General features: G+C 70.4%; 24 protein-coding genes, 1 other RNA gene and 1 pseudogene. 17 read left to right on the forward strand and 9 right to left on the reverse strand.

All coding sequences use genetic code 11. The annotated features are described in order from the left end of the window. The first annotated feature begins 402 nt into the window (after positions 1–402). Positions 403–1,461 (forward strand): extracellular solute-binding protein, encoded by a 1,059-nt coding sequence (locus ELI80_RS11940; protein WP_136652143.1) that lies wholly within the window; start codon positions 403–405, stop codon positions 1,459–1,461. Between the two features lie 110 nt (positions 1,462–1,571). Continuing rightward, positions 1,572–2,657, forward strand: coding sequence for a TRAP transporter substrate-binding protein (locus ELI80_RS11945; protein ID WP_136652144.1), 1,086 nt, complete (start codon positions 1,572–1,574; stop codon positions 2,655–2,657). A gap of 278 nt (positions 2,658–2,935) precedes the next feature. On the opposite strand, the gene ELI80_RS11950 is transcribed toward ELI80_RS11945, so the two are convergent. Continuing rightward, complete coding sequence (locus ELI80_RS11950; RefSeq protein WP_136652145.1) at positions 2,936–3,190, reverse strand: PepSY domain-containing protein; 255 nt, start codon at positions 3,188–3,190, stop codon at positions 2,936–2,938. A 123-nt stretch (positions 3,191–3,313) separates the two neighbouring features. Here ELI80_RS11950 and ssrA point away from each other — a divergent pair. The 3 genes from ssrA (at position 3,314) to ELI80_RS11965 (ending at position 6,001) form a co-directional block, all read left to right on the forward strand. After that, positions 3,314–3,668: a transfer-messenger RNA gene (gene ssrA, locus ELI80_RS11955) on the forward strand. Between the two features lie 88 nt (positions 3,669–3,756). Then, positions 3,757–4,419, forward strand: coding sequence for a glutathione S-transferase (locus ELI80_RS11960; protein WP_136652146.1), 663 nt, complete (start codon positions 3,757–3,759; stop codon positions 4,417–4,419). A 310-nt stretch (positions 4,420–4,729) separates the two neighbouring features. Beyond that, positions 4,730–6,001, forward strand: a complete 1,272-nt coding sequence (locus tag ELI80_RS11965; protein WP_136652147.1) for a glutamate-5-semialdehyde dehydrogenase — start codon at positions 4,730–4,732, stop codon at positions 5,999–6,001. Positions 6,002–6,031: 30 nt separating this feature from the next. Here ELI80_RS11965 and ELI80_RS11970 read toward each other — a convergent pair whose 3' ends face one another. Continuing rightward, positions 6,032–6,673 carry a histidine phosphotransferase family protein gene (locus ELI80_RS11970; RefSeq protein WP_136652148.1) on the reverse strand — a complete coding sequence of 214 codons (642 nt, stop codon included), beginning with the start codon at positions 6,671–6,673 and terminating at the stop codon, positions 6,032–6,034. Between the two features lie 54 nt (positions 6,674–6,727). Between ELI80_RS11970 and ELI80_RS11975 the strand changes: the two genes are divergently transcribed. The 3 genes from ELI80_RS11975 to olsA all read left to right on the forward strand — a co-directional run bounded on the left by ELI80_RS11975 (position 6,728) and on the right by olsA (position 8,785). Then, entirely contained in the window at positions 6,728–6,913 is a 186-nt protein-coding gene (locus tag ELI80_RS11975; RefSeq protein ID WP_136652149.1) for a DUF3553 domain-containing protein, read from the forward strand. A gap of 169 nt (positions 6,914–7,082) precedes the next feature. Continuing rightward, positions 7,083–7,865, forward strand: a complete 783-nt coding sequence (gene olsB, locus ELI80_RS11980) for an L-ornithine N(alpha)-acyltransferase (RefSeq protein ID WP_136652150.1) — start codon at positions 7,083–7,085, stop codon at positions 7,863–7,865. Continuing rightward, positions 7,862–8,785, forward strand: coding sequence for a lyso-ornithine lipid O-acyltransferase (gene olsA / locus ELI80_RS11985; RefSeq protein ID WP_136652151.1), 924 nt, complete (start codon positions 7,862–7,864; stop codon positions 8,783–8,785). Before olsB ends, olsA begins: the two co-directional genes overlap by 4 nt. A 3-nt stretch (positions 8,786–8,788) precedes the next feature. Here the strand turns inward: olsA and ELI80_RS11990 are convergent, their stop codons facing one another. Both ELI80_RS11990 and ELI80_RS11995 read right to left on the reverse strand, forming a co-directional pair. Then, on the reverse strand, positions 8,789–10,567 hold the full coding sequence (locus ELI80_RS11990) for an SLC13 family permease (protein ID WP_136652152.1): 1,779 nt from the start codon (positions 10,565–10,567) through the stop codon (positions 8,789–8,791). Between the two features lie 179 nt (positions 10,568–10,746). Further along, positions 10,747–11,565 (reverse strand): TIGR00282 family metallophosphoesterase, encoded by an 819-nt coding sequence (locus tag ELI80_RS11995; protein WP_136652153.1) that lies wholly within the window; start codon positions 11,563–11,565, stop codon positions 10,747–10,749. 175 nt (positions 11,566–11,740) lie between these two features. Here ELI80_RS11995 and gpmI point away from each other — a divergent pair, with 175 nt between their 5' ends. The 7 genes and pseudogenes from gpmI to ELI80_RS12030 all read left to right on the forward strand — a co-directional run bounded on the left by gpmI (position 11,741) and on the right by ELI80_RS12030 (position 19,294). Beyond that, positions 11,741–13,264, forward strand: coding sequence for a 2,3-bisphosphoglycerate-independent phosphoglycerate mutase (gene gpmI / locus ELI80_RS12000; RefSeq protein ID WP_136652154.1), 1,524 nt, complete (start codon positions 11,741–11,743; stop codon positions 13,262–13,264). Next, complete coding sequence (locus ELI80_RS12005; protein ID WP_136652155.1) at positions 13,261–14,493, forward strand: murein hydrolase activator EnvC family protein; 1,233 nt, start codon at positions 13,261–13,263, stop codon at positions 14,491–14,493. Before gpmI ends, ELI80_RS12005 begins: the two co-directional genes overlap by 4 nt. Further along, positions 14,490–15,836, forward strand: a pseudogene (locus ELI80_RS12010) (S41 family peptidase); the annotation flags it as partial. The gene ELI80_RS12005 and the pseudogene ELI80_RS12010, both read left to right, overlap by 4 nt. 269 nt (positions 15,837–16,105) lie before the next feature. Then, the gene (locus ELI80_RS12015) at positions 16,106–16,621 is read left to right on the forward strand and encodes an RNA pyrophosphohydrolase (protein ID WP_136652156.1); all 516 of its coding nucleotides are present in this window, start codon (positions 16,106–16,108) and stop codon (positions 16,619–16,621) included. Positions 16,622–16,781: 160 nt separating this feature from the next. Beyond that, a complete protein-coding gene (locus tag ELI80_RS12020) occupies positions 16,782–17,513 on the forward strand; it encodes a DUF421 domain-containing protein (RefSeq protein WP_136652157.1) in 732 nt (243 codons plus the stop codon). 105 nt (positions 17,514–17,618) lie between these two features. Beyond that, the gene (locus ELI80_RS12025) at positions 17,619–17,933 is read left to right on the forward strand and encodes a DUF8846 family protein (RefSeq protein ID WP_136652158.1); all 315 of its coding nucleotides are present in this window, start codon (positions 17,619–17,621) and stop codon (positions 17,931–17,933) included. 104 nt (positions 17,934–18,037) lie between these two features. After that, the gene (locus ELI80_RS12030) at positions 18,038–19,294 is read left to right on the forward strand and encodes a lytic murein transglycosylase (RefSeq protein WP_136652159.1); all 1,257 of its coding nucleotides are present in this window, start codon (positions 18,038–18,040) and stop codon (positions 19,292–19,294) included. 701 nt (positions 19,295–19,995) lie between these two features. Here the strand turns inward: ELI80_RS12030 and ELI80_RS12035 are convergent. Both ELI80_RS12035 and dapD read right to left on the reverse strand, forming a co-directional pair. Continuing rightward, positions 19,996–20,247: a GlsB/YeaQ/YmgE family stress response membrane protein gene (locus tag ELI80_RS12035; RefSeq protein WP_136652160.1), complete on the reverse strand. Its 252-nt coding sequence runs from the start codon at positions 20,245–20,247 to the stop codon at positions 19,996–19,998. A 122-nt stretch (positions 20,248–20,369) separates the two neighbouring features. Further along, positions 20,370–21,194, reverse strand: a complete 825-nt coding sequence (gene dapD / locus ELI80_RS12040; protein ID WP_136652161.1) for a 2,3,4,5-tetrahydropyridine-2,6-dicarboxylate N-succinyltransferase — start codon at positions 21,192–21,194, stop codon at positions 20,370–20,372. A gap of 105 nt (positions 21,195–21,299) precedes the next feature. On the opposite strand from dapD, the gene ELI80_RS12045 reads away from it, so the two are divergent. After that, positions 21,300–22,139, forward strand: a complete 840-nt coding sequence (locus ELI80_RS12045; RefSeq protein ID WP_136652162.1) for an LOG family protein — start codon at positions 21,300–21,302, stop codon at positions 22,137–22,139. A gap of 12 nt (positions 22,140–22,151) precedes the next feature. On the opposite strand, the gene rlmH is transcribed toward ELI80_RS12045, so the two are convergent. The 3 genes from rlmH to ELI80_RS12060 form a co-directional block, all read right to left on the reverse strand. Next, positions 22,152–22,637: a 23S rRNA (pseudouridine(1915)-N(3))-methyltransferase RlmH gene (rlmH, locus tag ELI80_RS12050; RefSeq protein ID WP_136652186.1), complete on the reverse strand. Its 486-nt coding sequence runs from the start codon at positions 22,635–22,637 to the stop codon at positions 22,152–22,154. A 34-nt stretch (positions 22,638–22,671) separates the two neighbouring features. Beyond that, entirely contained in the window at positions 22,672–23,109 is a 438-nt protein-coding gene (gene rsfS, locus ELI80_RS12055) for a ribosome silencing factor (protein ID WP_136652163.1), read from the reverse strand. A gap of 139 nt (positions 23,110–23,248) precedes the next feature. Continuing rightward, complete coding sequence (locus ELI80_RS12060) at positions 23,249–24,631, reverse strand: mechanosensitive ion channel family protein (protein WP_136652164.1); 1,383 nt, start codon at positions 24,629–24,631, stop codon at positions 23,249–23,251. A 122-nt stretch (positions 24,632–24,753) separates the two neighbouring features. Here ELI80_RS12060 and ELI80_RS12065 point away from each other — a divergent pair, with 122 nt between their 5' ends. Then, positions 24,754–25,176: an OsmC family protein gene (locus ELI80_RS12065; protein WP_201740625.1), complete on the forward strand. Its 423-nt coding sequence runs from the start codon at positions 24,754–24,756 to the stop codon at positions 25,174–25,176. Positions 25,177–25,194 lie beyond the last annotated feature (18 nt).

Consider the following 25,194-nt stretch of genomic DNA (forward strand, 5'->3'; position numbering starts at 1 on the left):
GGAGCGGGCACAAAAAGCCCCGGACGGGTCACCCCGCCCCGGGTCTTGTTGATCTTTTCACGAAGGTCCTGCCGGGCAGACGGCAGGACCGCGCAGTCCGACCGAACCGAAATGGCAGATGCCATGTCGGACCGGTCCTTGTGTGCCAGTCTTGTAACACGAATCGACGCTCGGAACAAAGAAAATCGGTTGACATCCGCCTGCCGCTGGTCAAGCGCGCCCGCGCCACGGGCGCCCCCTTCCGAAGCGCCCGAGCCATGCGCGATCCCGTTTGCAGGCGCCCGCGTCCAAGCCGCCCCCCGCGCACCAATTCGCGACTTGCCGCTGAGCCGCCGCGGCGGTTAGCGTTCCCCCGGACCGAAAGCCCGGGTCCTTCGCGCCCGAACCTTCAAGGGAAGACTCATGACGCATCTCCGCCCGACTGCCATGCTGCTGGCGCTGCTGACCACCCCGGCGCTGACCGCGCCCGCGTTCGCCGCGGATGGCGAGCTGACCGTGTTCGACTGGTCCGGGTTCGAGGACCCGCGCATCTTCCAGAAGTACGTCGACCAGCACGGCGCAGAACCGACCTTCGCGTTCTACGGCGACGACGACGAGGCGTACCAGAAGCTCGCCTCGGGCTTCAAGGCGGACGTGGCGCACCCGTGCAGCCAGATGGTGTCGAAGTACCGCGACGCGGGCCTGATCGAGCCGTGGGACACCGCGAGGATCACGAACTTCGCCGACATCGACCCGCAATTCCTCGACTCGCCCATCTTCAAGGACGACAGCGGCGTCTGGTACATCCCGACCGACTGGGGCGCGACCGCGATCGCCTACAACACCGAGAACGTCCCGGCCGAGGACGTGGCGAACCTGCAGGTGTTCGTGAACCCTGCCTATCAGGGCCGGACCAGCCTGCCGGATTCGGCCGACGACGTGTGGGCGCTGGGGTACCTGGCCACCGGCACGACCGACTGGACCAACGTCACGGACGAACAGTTCAACGCCGCCGCCGACTGGCTGCGCAAGGCGCACCAGAACGTCCAGGCCTACTGGACCGATCCCGCCTCGCTGAACCAGATGATGGCGCAGGGCGGCGTGGACGTGGCCTGGTCGTGGAACGACAGCCCGACGCAACTCGCGGTGGAAAACTTCCCCGTGGGCTTCCAGCGCGCCCCTGCCGAGGGCAGCTCGACCTTCTTCTGCGGGTTCGTGAACCTGAAGGACGGGCCCGGCAACGAGGACAAGGCCTACGACTTCATCAACGCCTGGCTGGACCCGTCGGCGGCGCAGGGCGTGCTGGACGTGGTGGGCTACGGCCACACCACCATGGCCGGGATGGAGCTGGTCAAGGACGACCCGCGCGTCGTCGCGGGGCTCGGCCCGGTCGACGTCCCCCTGCTGGCGCAGACGCCGAACGACCCAGCGCAGCGCGAACGCCAGCTGGCCGAGTTCGAGAAGATCAAGGCGGGCTTCTGACCGCAGGGCCGAACGGGCGCCCGGGCCCGTGCGGCCGGGCGCCGATCACGACCGTCGCGCCGCCCCCAGCGGGTCGGCGGCGCTGCATGACACAACGGGAGAAATAGACCATGAAGCGCCGCGATTTCCTGTCCACCGCCGGGGTCGGATCGGCCGCCACGATGCTGGCCGCGCCCGCGCTGGCGCAGGCCCAGCCGACCGTCAGCTGGCGGCTCACGTCGAGCTATCCGAAAAGCCTCGAGACGCTGTACGGCATTTCCGAGCAGTTGTCGCGGCGCATCGCCGAGATGACGGACGGCGGCTTCCGCATCCAGCCCTTCGCGGCGGGAGAGCTGGTGCCGGGGCTGCAGGCGCTCGACGCGGTGAGCGACGGGACGGTCGAATGCGCGCACACGCTGGGCAGCTACAACATCGGCAAGGACCCGACCTGGGGCTTCGACACCGCCCTGCCCTTCGGGATGAACACGCGCCAGCAGAACGCGTGGCTGATGTACGGCGGCGGGCTGGACCTGCTGAACGAATTCATCGCCTCCGCCAACGTCCGCACCATCCCGTCGGGCAACACCGGCGCGCAGATGGGCGGCTGGTACCGGGGCGAGATCAACTCGGTGGCCGATCTCAACGGGCTCAAGCTGCGGATCGCGGGACTCGGCGGCACGATCCTGTCGCGGCTGGGGGTCGTGCCCCAGCAGATCGCGGGCGGCGACATCTACGCGGCGCTGGAACGCGGCACGATCGACGCGGCCGAGTTCTCGGGCCCGCTCGACGACGAGAAGCTGGGGTTCCAGCGGGTCGCGCCCTACTACTATTATCCCGGCTGGTGGGAGGGCTGCGCGAACGTGGGCCTATACATCAACCTCGACCGCTGGAACGCGCTGCCGCCGCATTTCCAGGCCGCGCTTCAGGCCGCCTGCGCGGAAACGCTGGTCCATTCGGTCGCGAAATACGACAACGGCAACCCCGACGCGCTGTTGCGCCTGATCGGCGCGGGCGCGCAGCTGCGGGCCTTCCCGGACGACGTGCTGGCGGCGGCCTTCGCGGAATCGCGCAAGCTCTACGACGAATACGCCGCCTCGAACGAGAACTTCCGCCGGATCTACGAACACTGGTCCGCGTACTGGACCAGGCAGCAGCAATGGCTGCGGGTGGCGGAATTGCCCTACGACTACTTCACCTCGGCGCAGACCGGGGGCTGATGGGGGGCTGATCGGCGGCGGGCGAGGCCGCGCGTGGGCGGCGGCATGGTCGCGATGAACGCCGACCGTGCCGGTTTCCGGGGACCGGAGGGGGCGGACGCAGGTAGCGCTCCAGCTTCACCCTCGACGTCAGCAGCCACGAAAGCCGCGCCGCGCCTGCCGAGCGCGGCCCCGCCAGGCGAGGCCGTGCCTGATATCTGCTGCGGAGAGGCCGAAAGACGGCTCTCGCGCAGGCGCGCTCAGTCGCACCGGAACGTTACTTGCTGCGCCCCAATGTCTCAGGACCGGCTGCTGCCGGTGCGCGGGTCGATCTTCACCTCGACCTCGCTGCCGTCACGCCGCTTGTATTCGACTTCCCAGTAGCCGTCGTCGTCCCATTCGATGCTTTCGATATAGTGCAGGTTCTCGCCCGCCTCAGCTTCGACGGCAGTCGCGATCTCCGAGATCTTCATCGCGTTCTCGGGCGGCGGGGCCGCCATTGCGGCACCGGGCAGGGCAAGCGCAAGGGCGATCGGCAGGACGGTTGCACGCATGGTGATGTCTCCTTCGTGATGCAGTCTGGAAAGGGAACAACCCCGACGGCCCGGCCAGGGTTTCGTGACCGATGCGGGTGCCTTCGGCCCGCCAGCCCGCGCGCGTCGTCGCGATGCATCGCCGCCCTTGTCACGCGGTCCCCGCCGTCCTACATCTGCGGTGTCGGGGTTCGCTTCGACTATGGACATAAACGCGCAGGTAATAATCGGATCGGACCCGGGGGCGGTACCCGGCGGCTCCACCAGACATCCCTCGTTGGGGGCGAATGGGGCCGAAACAGGATCGACGAACGCCTAAAGCTGTTTGCTTTGTCTCGGTGAGCTACCACCGTTATCGGTGCAAAAAGTACAGTTGCCAACGACAACCGTGCTCCGGTGGCTCTGGCTGCGTAAGCAGTTCGAGTTATCGAAACCTAAGTCCTTGCGCTTAGCCGCGTAAGGCGGGGTTCGCAGGCACCTGGCAACAGAAGCCTGCACTTCCCCCTTTCGGATCTGCCGCAACGCTGCGCTTTCCATTGCCGCAGTGCCGTGCCACGCATCGCCCCGAACATGGGGGAGCGCCCGAGATGCTGACCATCCATCACCTGAACGAAAGCCGCTCGCAGCGGGTCATCTGGCTGGCCGAGGAGCTTTCCCTGCCCTACCGGGTCGAGCATCACGCGCGCAATCCGAAAACGAAGCTCGCGCCCGAAAGCCTCAGGCGCCTGCACCCGCTGGGCAAGGCGCCGCTGGTGGAACGCAACGGCAGGGTCCTGGCCGAGACAGGCTTCATCATCGATCAGCTGGCCCGCGGGACCGACCTGCTGCCGCCCGAGGGGACGGACACCGGCGACCGCGTGCGCTACTGGCTCCATTTCGCCGAAGGCTCGGCGATGCCGCCGCTGGTGACGAAGTTCGCGCTGAGCGTGGTTCCGGAGAAGGTGCCCGCGCTCGTGCGGCCCATCGCGCGGATGATCGTCAAGGGGCTGAACAAGGCGTGGCTCGACCCCGACCTCGCCCGCCTGACGGCGTTCTGGGAGGACACGCTCGCGGAAGGCGGCTGGTTCGCCGGCGACCGCTTCACCGCCGCCGACGTGATGATGAGCTACCCGGTCGAGATGGCGGCGCTGCGCGGCAGCAAGACCCGCCCCGCCACGGCGGACTGGCTGTCGCGCATCCACGCCCGCCCGGCCTACCGGCGGGCGCTGAAGGCGGGCGGCGCGGATTTCAGCGGCGCAAGGGCGGCCTGACAGCCGGCCCTTGCACCCGGACGTGGAAGCAGCCGTTGCTGGCGGACCGGACTTGGACGAAGGCGGCACCGGCAGCGCCAGAAGTAACTCGCACCGTGCCGGAATGTCTTGCGGGGCGGCCAGCTGCCACCGATCCCCGATTCGCCCAGTTCCATCGTGACCGGCGTAATCGTGGGCCCGGGCCGCGCGCCATGCGTCGTCAGCGCCGGCTCAAGCGCAGCACGGGCATCTTTCGTCTCCACCCCCCGCATGCGACCTGATAGCCTTCCGGCAGACGCCCTCCGGGCGTAACATCCGAAAGGCCGCTTCCATGCTCGACAAGTCGCCCGAGAGCGCCGACGACCTGATCGCCCGCATGGGCGCCGCCGCGCGCGAGGCCGCGGCCGTGCTGGCCACGGCGGGATCCGAACGCAAGCACGCCGCCCTGATCGGCGCCGCGCACGAGATCGCGGCGCGCGAGAACGAGATCCTCGACGCGAATGCCGAGGACCTGGTGAATGCCGAGGCGAAGGGCCTGACCCCTGCCATGATCGACCGGCTGACGCTGGACAGCTCGCGCATCCGCGCCATCGCCGAGGGGCTGCGGACGGTGGCGGAACAGCCCGACCCGGTGGGCCGCGTGCTGGCGGAATGGGACCGGCCGAACGGGCTTCACATCAAGCGGATCGCGACCCCGCTCGGGGTGCTGGGCGTGATCTACGAAAGCCGCCCGAACGTGACGGCGGATGCCGCCGCGCTCGCGGTCAAGTCCGGGAACGCGGTGATCCTGCGCGGCGGGTCGGATTCGATCCATTCCTCGACGCTGATCCACGGCTGCATGGTCACGGGGCTGCGACAGGCAGGCCTGCCCGAGGCGGCGATCCAGATTGTGCCGACCGGCGACCGCGCCGCCGTGGGCGCGATGCTGCGCGCGCAGGGGCTGATCGACGTCATCATCCCGCGCGGCGGCAAAAGCCTCGTGAGCCTCGTCCAGACGGAGGCGCGGGTGCCCGTCTTCGCCCATCTGGAAGGCATCTGCCACGTCTATGCGGGCGCCACCGCCGATCCGGAGAAGGCGCGCCGCGTGGTCGTGAACGCCAAGACTCGCCGCACGGGCGTCTGCGGCGCGGCGGAATGCCTGCTTATCGACTGGCGCTTCTACACGCAGCACGGTGACGTGCTGGTGCGCGACCTTCTGGACGCAGGCGTCGAGGTGCGGGCGGAGGGCGAGCTTGCCCGGATCCCCGGCACCGTGCCCGCGACGGCCGATGATTTCGGGCGCGAATTCCTCGACCGGATCATCGCGGTGAAGCTGGTGGACGGCGTGGACGAGGCGATCGCCCATATCCGCCGCTTCGGGTCCGGCCACACCGAGGCGATCCTGACCGAGGACGACGCGGCGGCCGAACGGTTCTTCACGCAGCTCGACTCGGCGATCCTGATCCGCAACGCCTCGACCCAGTTCGCCGATGGCGGCGAGTTCGGGATGGGGGCAGAGATCGGCATCGCCACGGGCAAGATCCATGCCCGCGGCCCGGTCGGCGCGGAACAGCTGACGAGCTTCAAGTATCTCGTCACCGGCGACGGCACCATTCGTCCGTGAGGGCCCGGCCTTGACGGCCGGACCACGCGTTCAGAACGAGATCTCGGCGCCGTTCCCGTCCAGCTCGCCCGCCAGCGGACGGCGCCCTGCGGCAGCGTGGGCGGCCAGCAGGGCGAACTGCACGTCCGAGGCGGCCGGCTCCTGCAGGCCCGCCGCCAGCCGCGGGGATAGCCACGCCCACAGCTCGGGCGCGGGGCGGGTGCGCTCGGCCTCGGCCACCAGCCGCCAGCCCTGCGTGCCGCGGCAGATCAGCACCCGCCCGCCCCACGGCAGCGAGGTCTCGAGGCACATGACGGCGAGCAGGATCATCCGCGCCTCGGTCCGCGGCAGATCCCCCTGCGCATCAAGCTGCAGCTGCAGGCGGCTGCCCTCGGCCATGTCGCGAAGCAGGCCCTGCAGCTCGTTCATCGACATGCGCTGGTCGGGCGCGGTGTGGCCGAACGCGACCCGGAATACCCGGATCCGCGCCCGCGCCGCGGCGACGCTGTCGGAAATCAGCGCCATCTCGGGCGATTTTCCCGACGCAGGCTGCCCCCCCATCTCGATCAGCTCGACCCCGTTGCCGATCGCGCCCAGGGGCGACACGAGATCGTGGCACAGCCGCGACGCGACGAGCGCCGCCATCCGTTCCGCAGCGATACCGGGCCGGGGCGGGCTGGCCGACGCGTTCATGGCGAACTAGCCTGCGCGCTGCGGCGGCAGAATGACACGGGTGGAGACAACTTCATGAACGAGATCCTGGAGCCTGGCATGATGGTCCGTCATCCCGGCGCGCCGGAATGGGGCGTGGGCCAGGTGCAATCGCGGATCGGGGACCGGATCGTCGTCAACTTTGCCGAGGCCGGAAAGCAGGTCGTCGAGGGATCGCGGGTGCAACTGCAACTGGTGGTCGAACGAACGGACATGGACTAGAACCTTAATTCAACCGTGGCTTGCGTCAAGCGCCAGCCATTCGCCTTCGGGGCAGGGCCGCGCGCGAGCCCGGCAATGTTGCAATGCGGCCGCTCTGACCCTAGGACAGCCGGATGATGGCCCGCCCCGGCCCCGCGCGGCGACGGGCCGACGCCCGAAGGACCATTCGATGACGCCAGAAAGCTCGTGGTTCGACATCCGGCTTGCGACGACGCCAGAGGATCTGCTGGCCGCGCAACGGCTGCGCTACCGCGTGTTCGTGAGCGAGCTTGGCGGCGACGGACGGCTGGTCGACCATGCGGCGGGGCTGGAACGGGACGAGTTCGACCCGGTGGTCGATCACCTCGTCCTGGTGGACACGCGGCGCGACGTGGCGTCGCTTGACCATGTCGTCGGCGTCTACCGGCTGATGTCGGACGAGCGGGCGCGTGATTTCGGCCGCTTCTACTGCGATTCCGAATACGACCTGTCGCGGCTCAAGGCGTCCGGTCGCCGCCTGCTGGAACTCGGCCGGTCCTGCGTGGACCCGGACTATCGCGGCGGGTCGGGGATGTTCCTGCTGTGGAACGCGCTGGCCGACTATGTGCTGGACCGCGGGATCGAGATCCTGTTCGGCGTCGCGAGCTTTCACGGCACCGACCCCGCCCCGCTCGCGCCCGCGCTGTCGCTTCTGCACCACCATCACCTTGCGCCAGGGGACATCAGGCCGGTCGCGCTGGCCGAAGGCTACCAGCGCATGGACCTGGTCCCCGAGGAGGCGCTCGACCGGCGGGGTGCCCTGCTGTCCATGCCCGCGCTCATCAAGGCCTACCTGCGGCTGGGGGGCGTCGTCGGCGACGGCGCCTTCGTGGACCGCGCGTTCAACACCACGGACGTGCTGCTGCTGATGGACACGCAGGCGATGTCCGCGCGCCACCGGCGCTTCTACGAAGGGCGCGGCCAGGAACCATGACCACGACCGATGCCGAAGGCGCGGCCGCCGACAGCGGCCCTGCCCGCGGCGCCCCTGCCGGCGGCGGCGCGCCGGTCGCGCCGGACGCCACAACTGTCCATCGGAACAGCGGGCCGTGGCGCGGCCGGGTGCCGCCCCCGCTGCCCGGGATCGGCCCGCTCGGCTGGGTGCTGGTCGCCACGCGCGGCGCGGCGGTCCTGTCGGTGCTGTTGGTCGGCGTGATCCTGATCCTGCCGCTGCGCGGGGCGGAGCGGCTGTTCAGCGGCCCGCGACGGCCGCTGACCGGGCCCTGGGTGCAGGGCGTCTGCCGGCTGAGCCTCTGGTGCATGGGGATCGGCTGGAAGCGCCGGGGGGCGGCGATGAAGGGGCCGGGCGCGGTGGTGGCGAACCATTCCAGCTGGCTCGACATCCTCGTCCTGAACGCCGCGATACCCGTGTTCTTCGTCAGCAAGGCCGAGGTCGCGGGCTGGCCCGGCATCAACATCCTGACCCGCGTGACCGACACCCACTTCGTCACCCGCGACCCGCGTCTGGCCCGCAAGCAGGCGGACGAGTTCGCCGCCCGCACCCGCGCCGGCCACCGCCTGCTGTTCTTCCCCGAGGGCACCAGCACCGACGGCCGCCGGGTGCTGCCGTTCAAGCCGACGCTGTTCCAGGCCTTTCTCGATCCCGGCCTGCCGGTCGGACTGGCGATCCAGCCGATGACGGCAAGCTACCACGCCCCACCGGGCCGCGATCCCAGCTTCTACGGCTGGTGGAACGACATGGAGCTTGGGCCGCATCTTCTGGCGGTGCTGGCCCAGCCGCGGCAGGGCCGCGTCACGGTGACGCTGCACCCGCCGATCCCGGTCGAGGGGCACGGCCGCAAGACCCTGTCGGCGCAGGCCGAAGCCGCCGTGCGCGGCGGGCTGGAGGGCTGACGCCTACAGCGGCCAGAACAGCGGGATCGCCAGGCAGGCCACGACGCCCGTCACGATGTCGAGCGGGATGCCCACCCGCATGAAGTCGCTGAAGCGGTAGCCGCCGGGGCCGTAGACCATCATGTGCGTCTGGTACCCGATGGGCGTCGCGAACGCGACCGAGGCCGAGAACATCACCGCCACGACGAACGGGCGCGGATCGTGGCCCAGCTGGATCGCAAGCTGGATCGCGATCGGCGTCAGGATCACCGCGACGGCGTTGTTCGACAGCACCTCGGTCAGGATCAGGCCCAGGAAATAAACGCAGAACAGCGTCCAGAACGGCGACAGCCCCTGCAGGTACGGCGCCACCGCGTCCACGACCAGCTGCACCGCCCCAGTGTGTTCCAGCGCCCCCCCGATCGCCAGCATCGCGAAGATCATGGCGAGCAGCCGCGCCTCGACGAAGTCGAACGCCTCGTCCGGATCGACGCACCGGGTGAGCAGGATCACCGCCGCGGCCATGAAGGACAGGACGAGGATCGGGGCCACGTCGAAGGCGGCCAGCCCGACCACCGCCAGCAGAGCCAGGGCGGCGATGGGGGCGTGGCCGCGGCGGAAGGGCTTGGCGGACGGGTGCGTCACCCCCGTCAGGTCCATGTCCGACACCAGCCGGGCGATGTCCTCGGGTGCGCCTTCCAGCAGCAGGGTGTCGCCGACGCGGATTTCCAGGTCGTCCAGCTGGCGGCCGATGTTCTGGTTCCGGCGGTGCGCCGCCACCGGGTAGACCCCGTAGCGCCGGCGCAGGCGCAGGTCGCCCAGGCGCCGCCCGATCATCCGCGCGCCGGGCGAGATCAGCACCTCGACCATCTGCGTCTGGACCGACGACAGCTTGTCGAGCGCGCGCAGGTCCTTGTTTTCCTGTATCTCGAGCAGGTCGGCCAGTTCCGACCGCAGCACGATGCGGTCGCCCGGCTGCAGGACGACGCTGTCCAGGTCGCGGCGCAGCGACGCGTCGCCGCGCAGCACGTCGATGACGCGCACCGCCTCTCGCTTGAACATCTTCACGTCGTTGATGTTCATGCCGACGATGCCGCTGTCTTCCGGGATGGCGATCTCGGTGAAGTACTTCATCTCGGCCCGGTTGGTCAGGAACCCCGACAGGCTGGCCCGGTCGGGCAGCAGCCGGTGTCCCACCAGCGCCATGAACGCGCCCCCGGCAAGCGTCACCACCAGCCCGACCGGCAGGATGTCGAAGATCCCGAACGGCTCCATCCCCTGCTTCTGGACGACGCCGTCGACCAGCAGGTTGGTCGAGGTGCCGATCAGCGTCAGCATGCCGCCCATGATGGTGAAGTAGCTGAGCGGGATCAGCAGCTTGCTGGGGGAAATGCCGGCCCGGCGCGCGACCTGGATCACGATCGGGATCATCACCGCGACGACGGGCGTGTTGTTCATCACCCCGGACGCGACCGCCACCACCGCGAACAGCGCGCAGATCGTCAGGACGGGACGCTGGCCGGCATGGTCCGCAACCCGGCGCGACAGCACGTCAAGCGCGCCGGTCCGCAAGAGGCCGCCCATGATGATGAACATGAACGCGATGGTCCACGGCGCGGCGTTCGACAGCGCCGACACCGCCTCGTCATAGGGCAGAAGGCCCAGCAGCATCATGACGGCGGCGGCGCCGATGGCGATGACCTCGGGCGGCTGGCGTTCGCGGACGAACAGCACGAAGGTCACGGCGACGATGGCGAGCGTGGCGATTGCCGCCCAGTCGCCCGGTAGAACGATCCCGAACATCAGCGATCCGATACAATCCGCGCGTGTGGTCCGCGCCAGCAGGTCGAATGCCGGAAAACGCGCGCCGCGACAAGTTTCCGCAATCGCGTGGCGCGCGGGAGGCGCGGGGTCCCGCCGGGGGCGCGCCGGCGCCGGGCAGGACGAGAGCGGAACGCGGCGCGGCGGAAGCCTGCGGGACGTCAGCCCTCGGGGTGCGTCTGCGCCAGCCTGCCGCCGTCGCGCACCATCTCGATCCTGGTGGCAAGCCCGGTGCGGTCGTCGGTGGTGACGAGCACGCCGGACAAGGTCGCCTCGCCCTCGGCCGGGGTGAAGCGGTCGCGGCCCATCCCCGTCAGGAAGCGGCGCAGCGGCTCGGCCTTGTCCATGCCGATGACGCTGTCGTAGTCGCCGCACATGCCCGCGTCGCTCTGGTAGGCGGTCCCGCGCGGCAGCAGCTGCGCGTCGGCGGTGGGGACGTGGGTGTGGGTGCCCACGACAAGGCTCGCGCGGCCGTCGCAGTAATGCCCCATCGCCATCTTCTCGCTGGTCGCCTCGGCGTGGATGTCGAGGACGGCCGCCTGCACCATGCCGCCGGGCGGGTGGGCGCGCAGCACGGCGTCGACGGCGCTGAAGGGATCGTCGAAGGGCCGCTTCATGAACACCTGCCCCAGCGCCTGAAGCACCAGCACCTTGCGCCCGCGCGCGTCCTGGTAGACCCGGTGTCCGCGCCCCGGCGCCTCGCGCGCGAAGTTCAGCGGGCGCAGGACGCGGGGTTCGGTGTCGATGAACGCGAGCATGTCCTTCTGGTCGAAGGCGTGGTCGCCCAGCGTCACGCAGTCGGCGCCGGCGTCGAGCAGGACCTTCGCGTGCCCGGCGGTAAGACCCGTGCCGCCGCTCGCGTTCTCGCCGTTCACGATCGCGAAGTCGGCCTTCAGCCGCGATTTCAGCACGCCCAGCCGCTCGGTGATCGCGCGGCGGCCGCTGCGGCCCATGACGTCGCCAAGGAACAATATCTTCATGGGCAAAGCTTAGACCGCGTGGATCGTGGCGTCCACGGGCCCGAGCTGCCTTCCGGCGGGGCGGGCGCGCGGGCCCTTGCCGAAGGGGGCGGCGTCGCTTGCCCCCTGCCCGCCCGGCGCGTAGAACCCCGCTCCGAAGGGCCCGGCCGGACGGGCCCCATGAAGGTGCCGCCAGATGACCCACCCCAAGCCCGTCGTGCTGTGCATCCTCGATGGCTGGGGCATCTCGGACCGGCCGGAACAGAGCGCACCGGACTGCGCCCTGACCCCGAACATGGACCGGCTGCGCCGCGACTGGCCCAACGCGACGCTGGTGACCTTCGGTCCCGACGTGGGCCTGCCGCGCGGCCAGATGGGCAATTCCGAAGTCGGGCACATGAACATCGGCGCGGGCCGGGTCGTGGCAATGGACCTCGGCCAGATCGACCTTGCCATCGAGGACGGCAGCTTCTTCCAGCACCCCGGCATCCGCGCGTTCGTGGACCGGATCAAGGCGGCGGGCGGGATCGCTCACCTGATGGGCGTGGTGTCGAACGGGGGCGTCCACGGCCACATCCAGCACGTCGTCGCCGCCGCCCGCGCGATGACGGAACAGGGGCTGCGCGTCGTCGTCCACGCCGTGACCGACGGGCGCGACGTTCCGCCGCAGTCGGCGCAGGGCTTCGTGACCGAGCTTCAGGGCGCGCTCGTCGACGGCGCGAGCGTGGGCACCGTGATCGGCCGCTACTTCGCGATGGACCGCGACAACCGCTGGGACCGCGTGGGCCGCGCCTACCACGCCATGATCCGGGGCGAGGGGCTGCCCGCCGACAGCGCGGACATCGCGGTCGTGAACGCCTACGCGCGCGGCGAGACGGACGAGTTCATCCAGCCCACCGTCATCGCCGGCTACGACGGCGCGCGCGACGGCGACGGGTTCTTCTGCCTCAACTTCCGCGCCGACCGCGCGCGCGAGATCATGGCCGCCGTCGCCCAGCCCGACTTCGCCGACTTCCCGGTCGAGGGGCGGCCGCGATGGTCGGGCGTGCTGGGCATGGTGGACTATTCCGCCCGGCACGACACCTTCATGCAGGCCGCCTATCCCAAGAAGCAGGTCGAGAACACGCTCGCCCACTGGGTCGCGTCGAAGGGGCTGCGGCAGTTCCACATCGCCGAGACCGAGAAATACCCGCACGTCACCTTTTTCCTGAACGGCGGGCGCGAGGAGCCCGAGGCCGGCGAGGACCGCTTCATGCCCGCCAGCCCCAAGGTCGCGACCTACGACCTTGCCCCCGAGATGGCCGAGCCGGAGGTGGCCGCGCGGCTGGTCGCGGCCATCGGCGAAGGCTACGACCTGATCGTCGTCAACTTCGCCAACCCCGACATGGTCGGCCACACCGGCAGCCTGGCCGCCGCGACCCGCGCCTGCGAGGCGGTGGACCGCGGCGTGGGGCAGATGCTGGACGCGCTGGACCTGGCCGGGGGCGCCGCCGTCATCATCGCCGACCACGGCAACTGCGAGACGATGGTCGACCCCGTCACCGGCGGCCCCCACACCGCCCACACCACGAACCCGGTGCCGGTGATCGTCTATCGCGGGCCGCCGGGCGCCGCCGTCGCGCCGGGGCGGCTCGCCGACGTCGCGCCGACGGTGCTGGACCTCATGGGCCTCGACCTGCCGCCCGAGATGACCGGCCGGTCGCTGATCCGCCGCGCATGATCCGCCTGACCGCACGTCCCCTGGCGCTCGCTGCCGCGCTTGCGCTGTCGCCGCTGCACGCGCCCGCGGCCCAGCCGGTCGTCCCCGCCGCCCCGGCGCAGGGGATCACCCCGGCCGAGGCCGCCGCCCGCGACGCGGGCCTTGCCGCCGAACAGCTGCGCGCCGCGCTTGGCCGGATGGACCAGGCGCTCACCAAGGACGACCAGGTCGTCGCGCTGACGGAAATCATCCGCGCCTACGAGACCGGGCTGGCCGCGCTGCGCGACGGGCTGCGCCGCGCGGGCCTGCGCGAGGCCGAGGTCCGGGCAGAGTTCGACGCCCGCCGCGACCGGCTGGGCCGCGTGCTGGGGGTGATGACGACGATGCAGCGCTCGCCCGAAACCGCGCTGCTGCTGCACCCCGCGGGCGCAGGCAGCACGGCGCGGTCGGGGATGATCCTGAACTCCGTCGTCCCGGCCCTGCAGGCCGAGGCGGACACGCTGAAGGCGGGCCTCGACGAGATCGCGACCGTCCGCGCGCTGGAAACCAGCGCGGCGAACACGCTCGCGCAGGGCCTGGGCCAGGTGCAGGAGGCGCGGCGGCTTCTCGCCTCGGCCGTGACGGACCGGTCGTCGCTGCCGGTGCGGTTCGGGGACGACCCCGAGGAACTGCGCGTGCTGGTCCAGTCCGCCGACACGCTGGACGCGTTTGCCGACGGGATCGTCGGGATGGAACAGGACGTCGGCGCGCCCATGGCCGACTTCGAGGCGGCGCAGGGCAGCCTCGCCCTGCCGGTAATCGGCACGGTGCTGCGCGGCTACAACCAGCCCGACCCGGCGGGCGTGGCGCGCCCCGGCCTCACGATGGCGACCGGCCCCGCCGCGCTCGTCACCACGCCATGGCCCGCCACCATCCGCTATCGCGGACCGCTGCTGGATTACGGCAACGTGATGATCCTGGAGCCCGCGCGCGACTATCTTCTGGTCGTCGCGGGCCTGGAAACGGTCTTCGGCGAAGTCGGGGACGTGCTGTCGGCTGGCGAGCCGCTGGGACTGATGGGCGGCCAGGAAGGCGCCGCCGCGGAATTCGGCCCCGCCTTCGTCGCCCGCGCCGCGAGCGGCGACAGCGCAGGCCAGTCCGAGACGCTGTATGTGGAACTGCGTCGAGGCAAGGAAACGCTGGACCCTGCGGACTGGTTCGTGATGAATCCGGTCGTGGGTCAGGCAGAGCAGGTCAGGACATCGGAATGAAGAACTATCTGATTGCAGGGATCGGCGGCACGCTGGCCGGGCTGCTGGTCACGACGCAGCTCGCCGGACCGCTGATCGCGCAGGAAGCAGCGACCGGCTCCGGCTCCGCGGAATCGTCGCTCTACGAGGATCTCGACCTGTTCGGCAGCGTCTTCGAACAGGTCCGCCGCCAGTATGTCGAGGAAGTCGACGACAAGACCCTGATCGAGGCGGCGATCAACGGGATGCTGACCTCGCTCGACCCGCATTCAGGCTTCGTCGCCGCCACCGACTACGAGGACCTGCAGACCCAGACCCGCGGCACCTTCGGCGGCCTGGGGATCGAGGTCGGGCAGGAAGACGGGCTGGTGAAGGTCATCTCGCCCATCGACGACACGCCTGCGGCGCAGGCGGGCGTGCAGGCGGGCGACTACATCACCCACGTCAACGGCGAATCGCTGATGGGCCTGACGCTGGACGAGTCGGTCGAGAAGATGCGCGGCCCGGTCGGGTCGGAAATCACCATCACCCTGCTGCGCCAGGGCGAGACCGAGCCGTTCGACGTCAAGATCGTCCGCGACACGATCAAGCTGCAGGCCGTCAAGACCCGCACCGAAGGCGACGCGGTGGTGCTGCGCGTGTCCACCTTCAACGACGAGACGTTCTCGGCGCTGGAATCGCAGATCAAGAAGGCCATCGAAGAGGCGGGCGGCATCGACAACGTCACGGGCTTCGTCCTCGACCTGCGCAACAACCCCGGCGGGCTGCTGGACCAGGCGATCATGGTCAGCGACGCCTTCCTCGACGCGGGCGAAATCGTCAGCACCCGCGGGCGCAACCCGCAGGACAACGATCGCTGGAACGCGGAAGCCGGCGATCTGGCGCAGGGCAAGCCGATGGTCGTCCTGATCAACGGCGGCTCGGCCAGCGCGTCCGAGATCGTCACCGGCGCGCTGCAGGACCACCGCCGCGCGATCGTCGTCGGCACGAAAAGCTTCGGCAAGGGCTCGGTCCAGACGGTGATGAACGTGACCCCCGACAGCGCGATCCGCCTGACCACCGCGCGCTACTACACGCCGTCGGGCCGGTCGATCCAGGCGCTGGGGATCAACCCCGACATCATCGTGCAGCAACCCCCGCCCAAGCCCGAGGAGGACGCCGACGCCGACAAGCCGCGCAGCGCGTCGAACTTCTCGACCTCGGAAAGCGATCTCCGCGGGGCGCTGAACAACGATTCGATCTCGGACGAGCAGAAGCGCCAGATCGAGGAAGAGGCGCGCCAGGTCGAGGCGACGGCCAAGCTGCGCGACGAGGATTACCAGTTGGCCTACGCCATCGACATCCTGAAGGGCCTGTCGGCCGTGGACTACCGCGCCTCGGACGTGCCGGCCGAGGCGAAGCCCGCCCTGACCGGCGAGGATGCGACCAGCGAGGACGCGGTGCAGGGTGAAACCGACGCGCAGTCCGGCGCGGGCGGCAGCACCCCCGAAGCGGGTGCCGGCCCCGCCCCGGCCGCAGGCCCCGCCGCAGGCGCGGGCGACGGCGCGACTGGCGGCACGGCCCCGGTGGCTCGTCCCGCCCAGAACCCGGCCCAGAACCCGGTCGACGCCCCGGCCCCGGCTCCGGTGCGCCCGTGACGGACGCCCGGCCCGACGAAACCGGCGCGGCGGACACCGGCCCCAACGGCCTGCCCTATCGCCCCTGCGCGGGCGTGGTGCTGGTCAACGACCGGGGCCTCGTCTTCGCGGGCCAGCGGATCGACAATCCCGGCGACGCCTGGCAGATGCCGCAGGGCGGGATCGACGCCGGTGAAACCGTCCGCGAGGCTGCCCTGCGCGAACTGGGCGAGGAAACCGGCCTGTCCCCCGACCTGGTGGAGATCGAGGCGGAGACCGCCGGCTGGATCTGCTACGACCTGCCGCCCGAGCTTCTCGGCCGGATGTGGAAGGGCCAGTTCTGCGGCCAGCGCCAGAAATGGGTGCTGATGCGGTTCCGGGGCTCGGACGCCGACGTGAACCTTGACACCGCGCACCCCGAATTCAACCGCTGGGCCTGGATGGACCCCGCCGACCTGATCGAGCGCATCGTCCCCTTCAAGCGCGGCGTCTATGAACAGGTCTTCGCCGAGTTCGCCGACCGGCTCGCCTGACCCCTCTCCACTCGGCCCCGCCCTGCCCGGCCCCGCCCCGCCGGCCGCGTCCTGCCCTGCCCCCATCAGACGGACCGCGTCCCCCGCTTGCGGGCGGCAACGGCCTTTGCCATGAAAGCCGCGCATCCCGCCCGCCCGGCGCGGCCGCGAAAGGGGCTTCATGGACGATCCCATCATCCCGTTCGACCTTGCCCGGATGTTCGTGGGCGACCATCCGGCGCTGTTCTACCTGGAAATCGTCGTCCGTACCGGGATCATCTACCTGTACACCCTTCTCTTGCTGCGCTGGATCGGAAGCCGCAGCGTGGCGCAGCTGTCGATGGTGGACTTCCTCCTCGTCATCGCGCTGGGATCGGCCGTGGGCGACGCGCCCTTCTATCCCGACGTGCCGCTGCTTGCGGCGATGGCGGTGATCACGACGGTCATCGGCATCAACAAGGGCATCGACCAGATCACCGAACGCTGGAACGGCGCCGCCCGCGTCGTGGACGGGGCGGCGATCGCGGTCGTCAGCCAGGGCAGGCTGCTGCCCGACGGGATGGCGCGGCGCGACTTCAGCGCGCTGGAAATCACCTCCATGCTGCGCCGCGCGGGCATATCCAACCTCGGCCAGGTCGAGGCCGCTTATCTCGAGCCGAACGGCGGCCTGTCGGTGTTCCGGCGGGAAAGGCCGCTGCCCGGCCTCAGGATCGTGCCCCCCGCCAACGTGCAGCCGCCGCAGCCGCTGCTGCATCCGGGCGCGGCGATCGAAGGGCGGGCCTGCTGCACCAACTGCGGCGAGCTTCGCCGCGCCGAAGCGGTGCTGCCGGACCGGCCCTGCCGCACCTGCGGCAACCCCCGCTGGACGCACGCGGCCCTGGCTGGCGACAGCGAGCCGGGACTTCTGAACTGACCAGCCTCGGGCGGTGAAGCGGCCAGCGCCGCCTCCACCCTTGCCAAGCTGCGGCTCATCGCGCATCCCCCCTGACGGACGCGGCACCATCGCAGGGGGCGGAACATGGCACAACAGGTCTACACGCTGCTGGTCGAGGTCGGCCGCGCCGCGGGCGACGGCCTGCCGGAGGGGTCCACCGGGGCGGGCCTCGTCTGCTACGCCTCGGGCGGAACCCAGGACGAGGCCGTGCGCGAGACGATCGCGGTGCTGAAGCAGGCTGACCTTGCCCCCCTTGAAGTGCAGGCCTACGGCACGCTGGACGAGCGGTTGGCCGAGGGGCACGAGATCCCGGACGAGGAGCGCGCGCTGATGACCCGCGCGCTCGACGAAAACGCCGTCATCGTGGCGCAGATGGAGCCGTTCTTCCCCGGCGACTGACCTGCACGCGTAGGTTGCGCGGAAATGCCCGTTCTTCTTGCCTCGGGCGCCGGGCCGCGGTTAAGCTCGGCGCAACAAAAAACACATGACGGCGAGGCAGTGACATGACATCAACCATCGGCCGGATCGCGGCATCCGCGGCCATGATCGCGATCCTGGGATCTTGCGGCGTGCGCGTCGCGAACGGTCCCGTCGGGCCCGTCGGCAGCAGCGTGACCCCCGCCGCGATCCCGGCGGCATCCCCCGGCGACGAGGCCGGGCTGCAGCGCTGGGTCCAGAACTTCCGCCCCCGCGCGCTGTCCCGCGGCATCGACGCGGGCACGTTCGACCGCGCCATGCTGCTCGCCCGCTACAACCCCGAGGTGATCCGCCTCGATCGCAAGCAGGCCGAGTTCTCGCGCCCCGTCTGGCTTTATCTCGACGGCGCGGTGTCCGAGGAACGGGTCCGCACCGGCCGGGCGATGGCCGCGCGGTACGCCGGCGTCCTGTCCGCGATCGAGCGGCAGTACGGCGTCCCCCGAGAGATCGTGCTGGCGGTCTGGGGGATGGAATCGAACTACGGGTCGAACCGCGGCCGGATGCAGCTGATCCCGTCGCTGACGACGCTGGCCTATGACGGCCGCCGCGCCGAGATGTTCGAGAACCAGCTGATCGCCGCGCTGCGGATCCTGCAGGCGGGCGACACCGACCCCGCGCACCTGCTGGGGTCTTGGGCGGGCGCGATGGGCCACACCCAGTTCATGCCGACCTCGTTCCTGGAATACGCCGTCGACTTCACCGGCGACGGCCGCCGCGACATCTGGTCGGACGACCCGACCGACAGCCTCGCCTCGACCGCCGCCTACCTTGCGCGGAACGGCTGGCGTGCGGGCCAGCGCTGGGGGACCGAGGTGGTGCTGCCGGACGGCTTCAGCGCCGTGGGCAAGGGGACCCGCCGGTCCACCTCGGACTGGGCGGCCGCGGGCGTGCGCCCGATCAACGGCGGCTCGCTGCCGGCCGGCACGGGGTCGATCATCCGCCCCGCCGGCGCGCGCGGCCCGGCGTTCCTGATCCTCGACAACTTCCGGTCGATCCTGCGCTACAACAACTCGGACAACTACGCGCTCGGCGTGTCCTACCTGGGCGAGGCGATCGCGGGCCGTCCCGGCATCCGCGCCGCCTGGCCGCGCAGCGACCGGCCCCTGACGCAGGCCGAGCGGGTGGAGATCCAGCGCCTGCTGACCCGCCGCGGCTTCTACCGCGACGAGATCGACGGCAAGATCGGCACCGGCACGATGGAATCGATCGCCGCGTTCCAGCGCTCGATCGGACAGCCGCCGGATGGCTACGCCACCTCGGTGCTGCTGGGGCAGCTGCGCTGAGCGTCCGCAAGCTGACGTCGGACAAGGAAGCAGAAGGGGGCCGCCGGGGCCCCCTTCGTCATTTTTCCGGCCGCTGTTCGTTCCCGTTAAGCTTGTGGAAACGAGTGGTTCCCTACGGTCGATGAAAGGACGGCGAACGGAGGGAATCAGATGGGTCGGAACACGACGGGGGAAACAGATGCCCGGCCCTGCCGGGTTGGTCGGGGCGAGACCACGCAGTCGCCGCGGCCGGCGGACGTGCTGTTGTTCCTGCTGGCCCTCCTGGGCATCCGGCTGATGCGGCACGGCCAGGTGCCGTCGCGCGCGGCAGCGGGCCGGACCGTCGCGGAAACGCCCGGCTGGCGACAGGGTGGTTCTGCTGGGTGCCGCGGCGATGAGGTCGCGTCTCGATCCGACGCACGACCCGGATTTCTCTTGCGCGGGCGCTGCGCATGGGCGCGGGAGGTTCCGTCATCGGAACTCCGGTAGCACGGCGCCCCGGCGGAACGTGCGCTGGGTTCCGAGCGGCGCAGACCGCTGAAAGCTGGAAAGGTCTGGGGGAAACTGGGGCGGCGAGGACCAGCCAGCGCGACACACTCGTCACGATCCTGCCACGTCCAGGCATGACAGCAGCCGTGCCGGCGGGGACGCAGGCCCCGGAAAGCTTCGGCGCACCCGCACGAATGCACGGGTGCGCCGTGGTCACATCCGTACCGCCTTCGTCAGCGACGGACGGCGCGTACGATCCAGATCAGGATGATGGCGCCGATCAGGCCCGCCAGACCCTGGGCCAGCCAGCTGCCGGCAGCGAAGTTGATGCCGAACAGCCCCAGCAGGAAGTTGGCGACGACCGCGCCGACGATGCCGAGGATGATGTTCATGAAAATGCCGGTGTCCGACTTCATGATGTTGCTGGCGATCCAGCCAGCGAGGCCGCCAACGATGATGGCCGACAGCCAACCCAAGCCTTCCATGGGAGTATCTCCTTTGAGGAACTTCGACGGGGGAACGCCCCCAAAGTGGCCCAGGTTCAAGGACAAGGGGGATTTTATGCGTCAGCGCGCGCGGTTTGGGCCGGACTGTTGCAGGCTTGCCATCAATCCCGCAGCAACTCGTTGATCGAGGTCTTGGCCCGCGTGCCCGCATCCACCCGCTTCACGATCACCGCGCAGTACAGGTTGACGCCGTTCTTCGACGGCAGCGATCCCGCCACCACCACCGACCCCGCCGGCACCTCGCCGAAGGTCACGGCGCCGGTCTCGCGGTCCACGATCTTCGTGGACTGGCCAAGGAACACGCCCATGCCCAGGACCGACCCCTCGCGCACGATCACGCCCTCCACCACCTCGGACCGGGCACCGATGAAGCAGTCGTCCTCGATGATGGTGGGGCCGGCCTGCATCGGTTCCAGCACGCCGCCGATGCCGACGCCGCCCGACAGGTGGACCCGCGCGCCGATCTGCGCGCAGGATCCGACGCTGGCCCAGGTGTCGACCATTGTCCCCTCGCCCACATGCGCGCCCACGTTGACGAAGCTGGGCATCAGGACCGCGCCCTTGCCGATGAAGGCCGAACGGCGGACGATCGCGCCGGGCACCGCGCGGAACCCGGCCGCGCGCCACTGGTTGTCGCCCCAGTCCTTGAACTTGCTGTCGACCTTGTCCCACCACGCGGTCCCCTGCGGCCCGCCCGGCATCTGTTCCATGTCGTTCAGGCGGAAGCTCAGCAGCACCGCCTTCTTCGCCCACTGGTTCACGTGCCAGCCCGTCCCGCGCCGCTCGGCCACCCGCAGGCGGCCGCCGTCCAGCGCGCCGAGCGTCGCTTCCACCGCCTCGCGCGCCTCGCCCGTCGTCGCGGACGAGATGGTGTCGCGGGCGTCCCACGCCGCCTCGATGGCGGCTTCAAGCGCGGCGTCGGTCATGGTTGCTCCTGTCGCATCAGGTGGAATTTCCCTGCTCCGGGCTATAAGCGGGGCATGGGGCCCGTGCAACGCCGCGCCCGCGAACGGGTGAGACAAGGGTATCCGATGACCGCCGACGACGACCACCGCAACGTGTTCCGCCAAAGCGGGCAGGACGCGCGCATCACCGCCCACGACCCCGACACGCCGCAGACCCGCGCCCCGTCCTACCGCCTGGCCTATACCGACACCGAGTTCCTGGTGCGCGACGAGCTGCGCCCGGTGCGGCTGCAGCTCGAACTGCTGAAGGCCGGCATGATCATGGACGAGCGCGGGGTCGAAAGCACCGTGGTGATGTTCGGCGGCGCGCGCATCCCGTCCCCCGACCAGGCCTCGGGCGCGCGGACGCCCACGCTTGCCCGCCTGTCGCGCTACTATGCCGAGGCCGAGCGGTTCGCGCAGGCCATGACGCGGCGCAGCATGGAAGCGGGCGGGCGCGAGTGGGTCGTCTGCACCGGCGGCGGACCCGGCGTGATGGAGGCGGGGAACAAGGGGGCGCATGACGCGGGCGGGCAGTCGATCGGGCTGGGGATCGTCCTGCCGCACGAGCAGGCGCCGAACGCATACGTGACGCCCGGCCTGTCGTTCAACTTCCACTATTTCGCGATCCGCAAGATGCACTTCCTGATGCGCGCCCGGGTCATCACGGTCTTCCCGGGCGGCTTCGGCACGCTTGACGAGATGTTCGAGGCGCTGACCCTGATCCAGACCCAGCGGATGAAGCCGGTGCCCTTCCTGCTGTTCGGGCGCGAGTTCTGGCACGGGATCATCAACTGGCAGGCGCTGGCCGAGGCGGGCACCATCGGCGCCGCCGACCTCGACCTGATCCGGTTCGTGGAAACCTCGGACGAGGCGATCGCGGCGATCGACGCCTGGACGGCGCCGCCGCCGCCGATGACGCGGTGACGCGGTGATGCGCTAGACCCGGTGATACGGGCTGCCGGCCAGGATGGTCGCGGCGCGGTAGAGCTGTTCCGACAGCATGACGCGCGCCAGCATGTGCGGCCACACCATCTGCCCGAACGACAGGACGAGGTCGGCGCGGTCGCGCAGACCGGGGTCCAGCCCGTCGGCCCCGCCGATCAGGAACACCGCTTCCCCCCGGCCGTCGTCGCGCCAGCGCCCCAGCTGCGCGGCAAGGTCGGGTGAGCCCAGCAGCCGCCCGCGTTCATCCAGCGCCACGACCGCGGCGCCGTCGGGGATGTGGCGGGACAGCAGCGCGGCCTCGGCCGCCTTCGCCCCGGCCCCGCCCGCGGCCTTTCGGTCCTCGACCTCGGTCACCGTCGCCGGGCCGAGACCCAGCGGCCGGCCGGTCTGGCCGAAGCGGGACAGGTAGTCGCCGATCAGCGCCGCCTCGGGCGCGCGGGCGTTCAGGCGCCCGACCGCGCAGATGCGGACCCGCAGCATGGCGGTCCCCCGTCCGGGCGCGCCGGCGGCGCTACTGCGTCACGTGCAGGCCGGACGCCGGGTTCACCCCATGCTCGGCCCGCAGCGTGCCCAGCGCGTCGGCGGGCATCCACATCTTCTCGAGCTGGTAGAATTCACGCACTTCGGGGCGGAACACGTGGACGATGACGTCGTCGGTGTCGATCAGCACCCAGTCGCCGGTGTCCTTGCCCTCGATGCGGACGATCCGGCCAAGTTCCTGCTTCAGCCGGTCGGCGAGCTTCTGGGCGATGGATCCGACCTGGCGCGAGCTGCGGCCAGAGGCGATGACCATGTGATCGGCCATGGCCGAGCGGCCGCGAAGGTCGATGGTCACGATATCCTCGGCCTTGTCGTCTTCGAGCGAGGACAGGATGCGGGCCAGCAGCTGGTCGCTGGTTGCCGCGGCGGTCGCGGTCGGCTTTGCAGCCGACGGGACGGTGGTGGACAGGGGACTTCCTCCGGACAGCGCGCCGGTATTCCCCGGCGCCGGGACAGGTGAAACATAGCATCCCCCGGCAGCTTTTCAATGAAGCGGCGAAACGGCGGCCCGGACCCAGCGGCGCCCGGCCGACGGGCCGGGGCGGGGATCACTCCGTGGGCACCGAAGCGGCCCTGCGCGACGCCGCGCGGTCGGCGGCCGATGGCTCGTCGGCAGAGATGGTGGTCCCGGTTTCCCGGTCGTGCAGGATCCGCACCTCGGTCTGCGGGAAGGGGATCGTGATGCCGTGCTCGCGGAACGCGTCCCACAGCGCCAGGAACACCTGCCCGCGCACGTTCGTCAGCCCCTGCTGCGCGTCGGTGATCCAGAAGCGCAGCAGGTATTCGACCGAGCTTTCGCCGAAATGGGTGATCCAGCAGACAGCGCGGCGGTCCGCGCAGACACGCGGGACGCGGGTCGCGGCCTCGATCGCCAGCCGGCTGACCAGGTGCGGGTCGTCGTGGTACGAGGCGCGGAAGTTCAGGTCCAGCCGGACGTAGTCGTTGGTGTGCGACCAGTTGACGACCTGCCCCGTCACCAGGTCCTCGTTCGGGATCAGGTATTCCTTGCCCTCGCGGGTCACGACGCTGACATAGCGCGCGCCCAGCGCGTCGATCCAGCCGAAGGTGTCGCCCAGGCTGATGACGTCCCCGGGCTTGATCGACTTGTCCAGCAGGATGATGATCCCGCTGACGAGGTTCGACACCACCTTCTGCAGCCCGAACCCCAGCCCCACGCCGATCGCGCCGGAAAACAGCGTGAGCCCGGTCAGGTCCAGCCCCAGCGCCTGCAGCCCGATCACGACCGCCAGCGCGAACAGGACCACCTGCACCAGCTTCGAGATCAGCACCCGCGCCGAGGGCGACAGGTCCGCGTTGCGGGCAAGGCTGCCCGATATCAGACGCGACGCCAGCCGCGTCAGCGCAAGCAGCAGCCCGGCGACGACGACCGCGCGCAGCACCGTCAGCAGCGACAGCCGGTAGTTCCCCACGTCCAGCGCGATGCTGTCGAGCACCGCGCGCGCGGGCGCCAGCAGGCCCAGGAAATACAGCGTGGCCCAGACCCACGCGCCCCAGCGCACGATCCGGCGCAAAAAGGGGTTCGCAAGGACGCGGACCCCGAACTCGATCACCACCCACGCGGTCGCGATCGACGCGGCGAGCGCGATGAGCTGGCTGCGCGAGGGCCAGGTCTCGGCCCGCATGAGCCACACGACCCCCCAGGCCAGCGCCGCGAACAGGATCGCGCGCAGCCGCCGCCGGATCAACAGCCCCACCCTGAGCCGCCACTTGGGCCAACCCTTGCGCGACCGCAGCCACGCGTCGAGCCGCGGCAGGATCAGCGACCGCAGCACCTGCGCCGCGCCGATCAGCAGCACGATCCCGAGCAGCTGCCACAGCCGCCACGGCAGCAGCATGAGTTCAAGGAAGGTGCTGACCTGCGACCACAGGCTGCGTCCGGCATCGACGACCGCGGGGCTCAGCCTGTCCATCCCGTGCGCCCCCTTTCCCCCGCGCCTGCCTGCAGGACGATCACAACACCGCCGCCGCGCCTGTCGCAAGTGCCGCCGGGCAAGGCGTGATACGATGCGGCGTCCGTGCCGGAGTGTGGACGGTGCGAATCACGGCCGACGTCGCAACGCTGCCCGGGACCGCCGCCATGACCGGCGGGGCGGGCGGGCACCACATCGTCGTGGACCGGCCCGAGGGGCGCGCGGGCGGGCGGGGCCTCGGCTTCAACGGCGCGCAGCTTCTGGCTCTCGCGCTCGGCGGCTGCTTCGGCAACGACCTGCACTACGCCGCCCATGCGCTTGGGCTGGAGGTCGAGGACGCCGCGATCCGCGTGACCCTGACCCTCGGGGGCGAGCCGCTGGTCGCCACCCGCGCGACCGTCCGCGTCCGCTGCCGGGCCGCGGGCGGCGAGGGCGACGCGACCGCCATCGTCACCCGCGCCATCGCCAACTGCACCGTCGCGAACACGCTTTGCCGCTCGTTCCCGGTCGAGTTCACGGGCTGGGACGACGGCGCGGACGACTGACGCCGACCTTGCCCGGCG

This window comes from Paracoccus aeridis (genome assembly GCF_004923205.2).
GTDB classification, from domain to species: Bacteria; Pseudomonadota; Alphaproteobacteria; order Rhodobacterales; family Rhodobacteraceae; genus Paracoccus; species Paracoccus aeridis.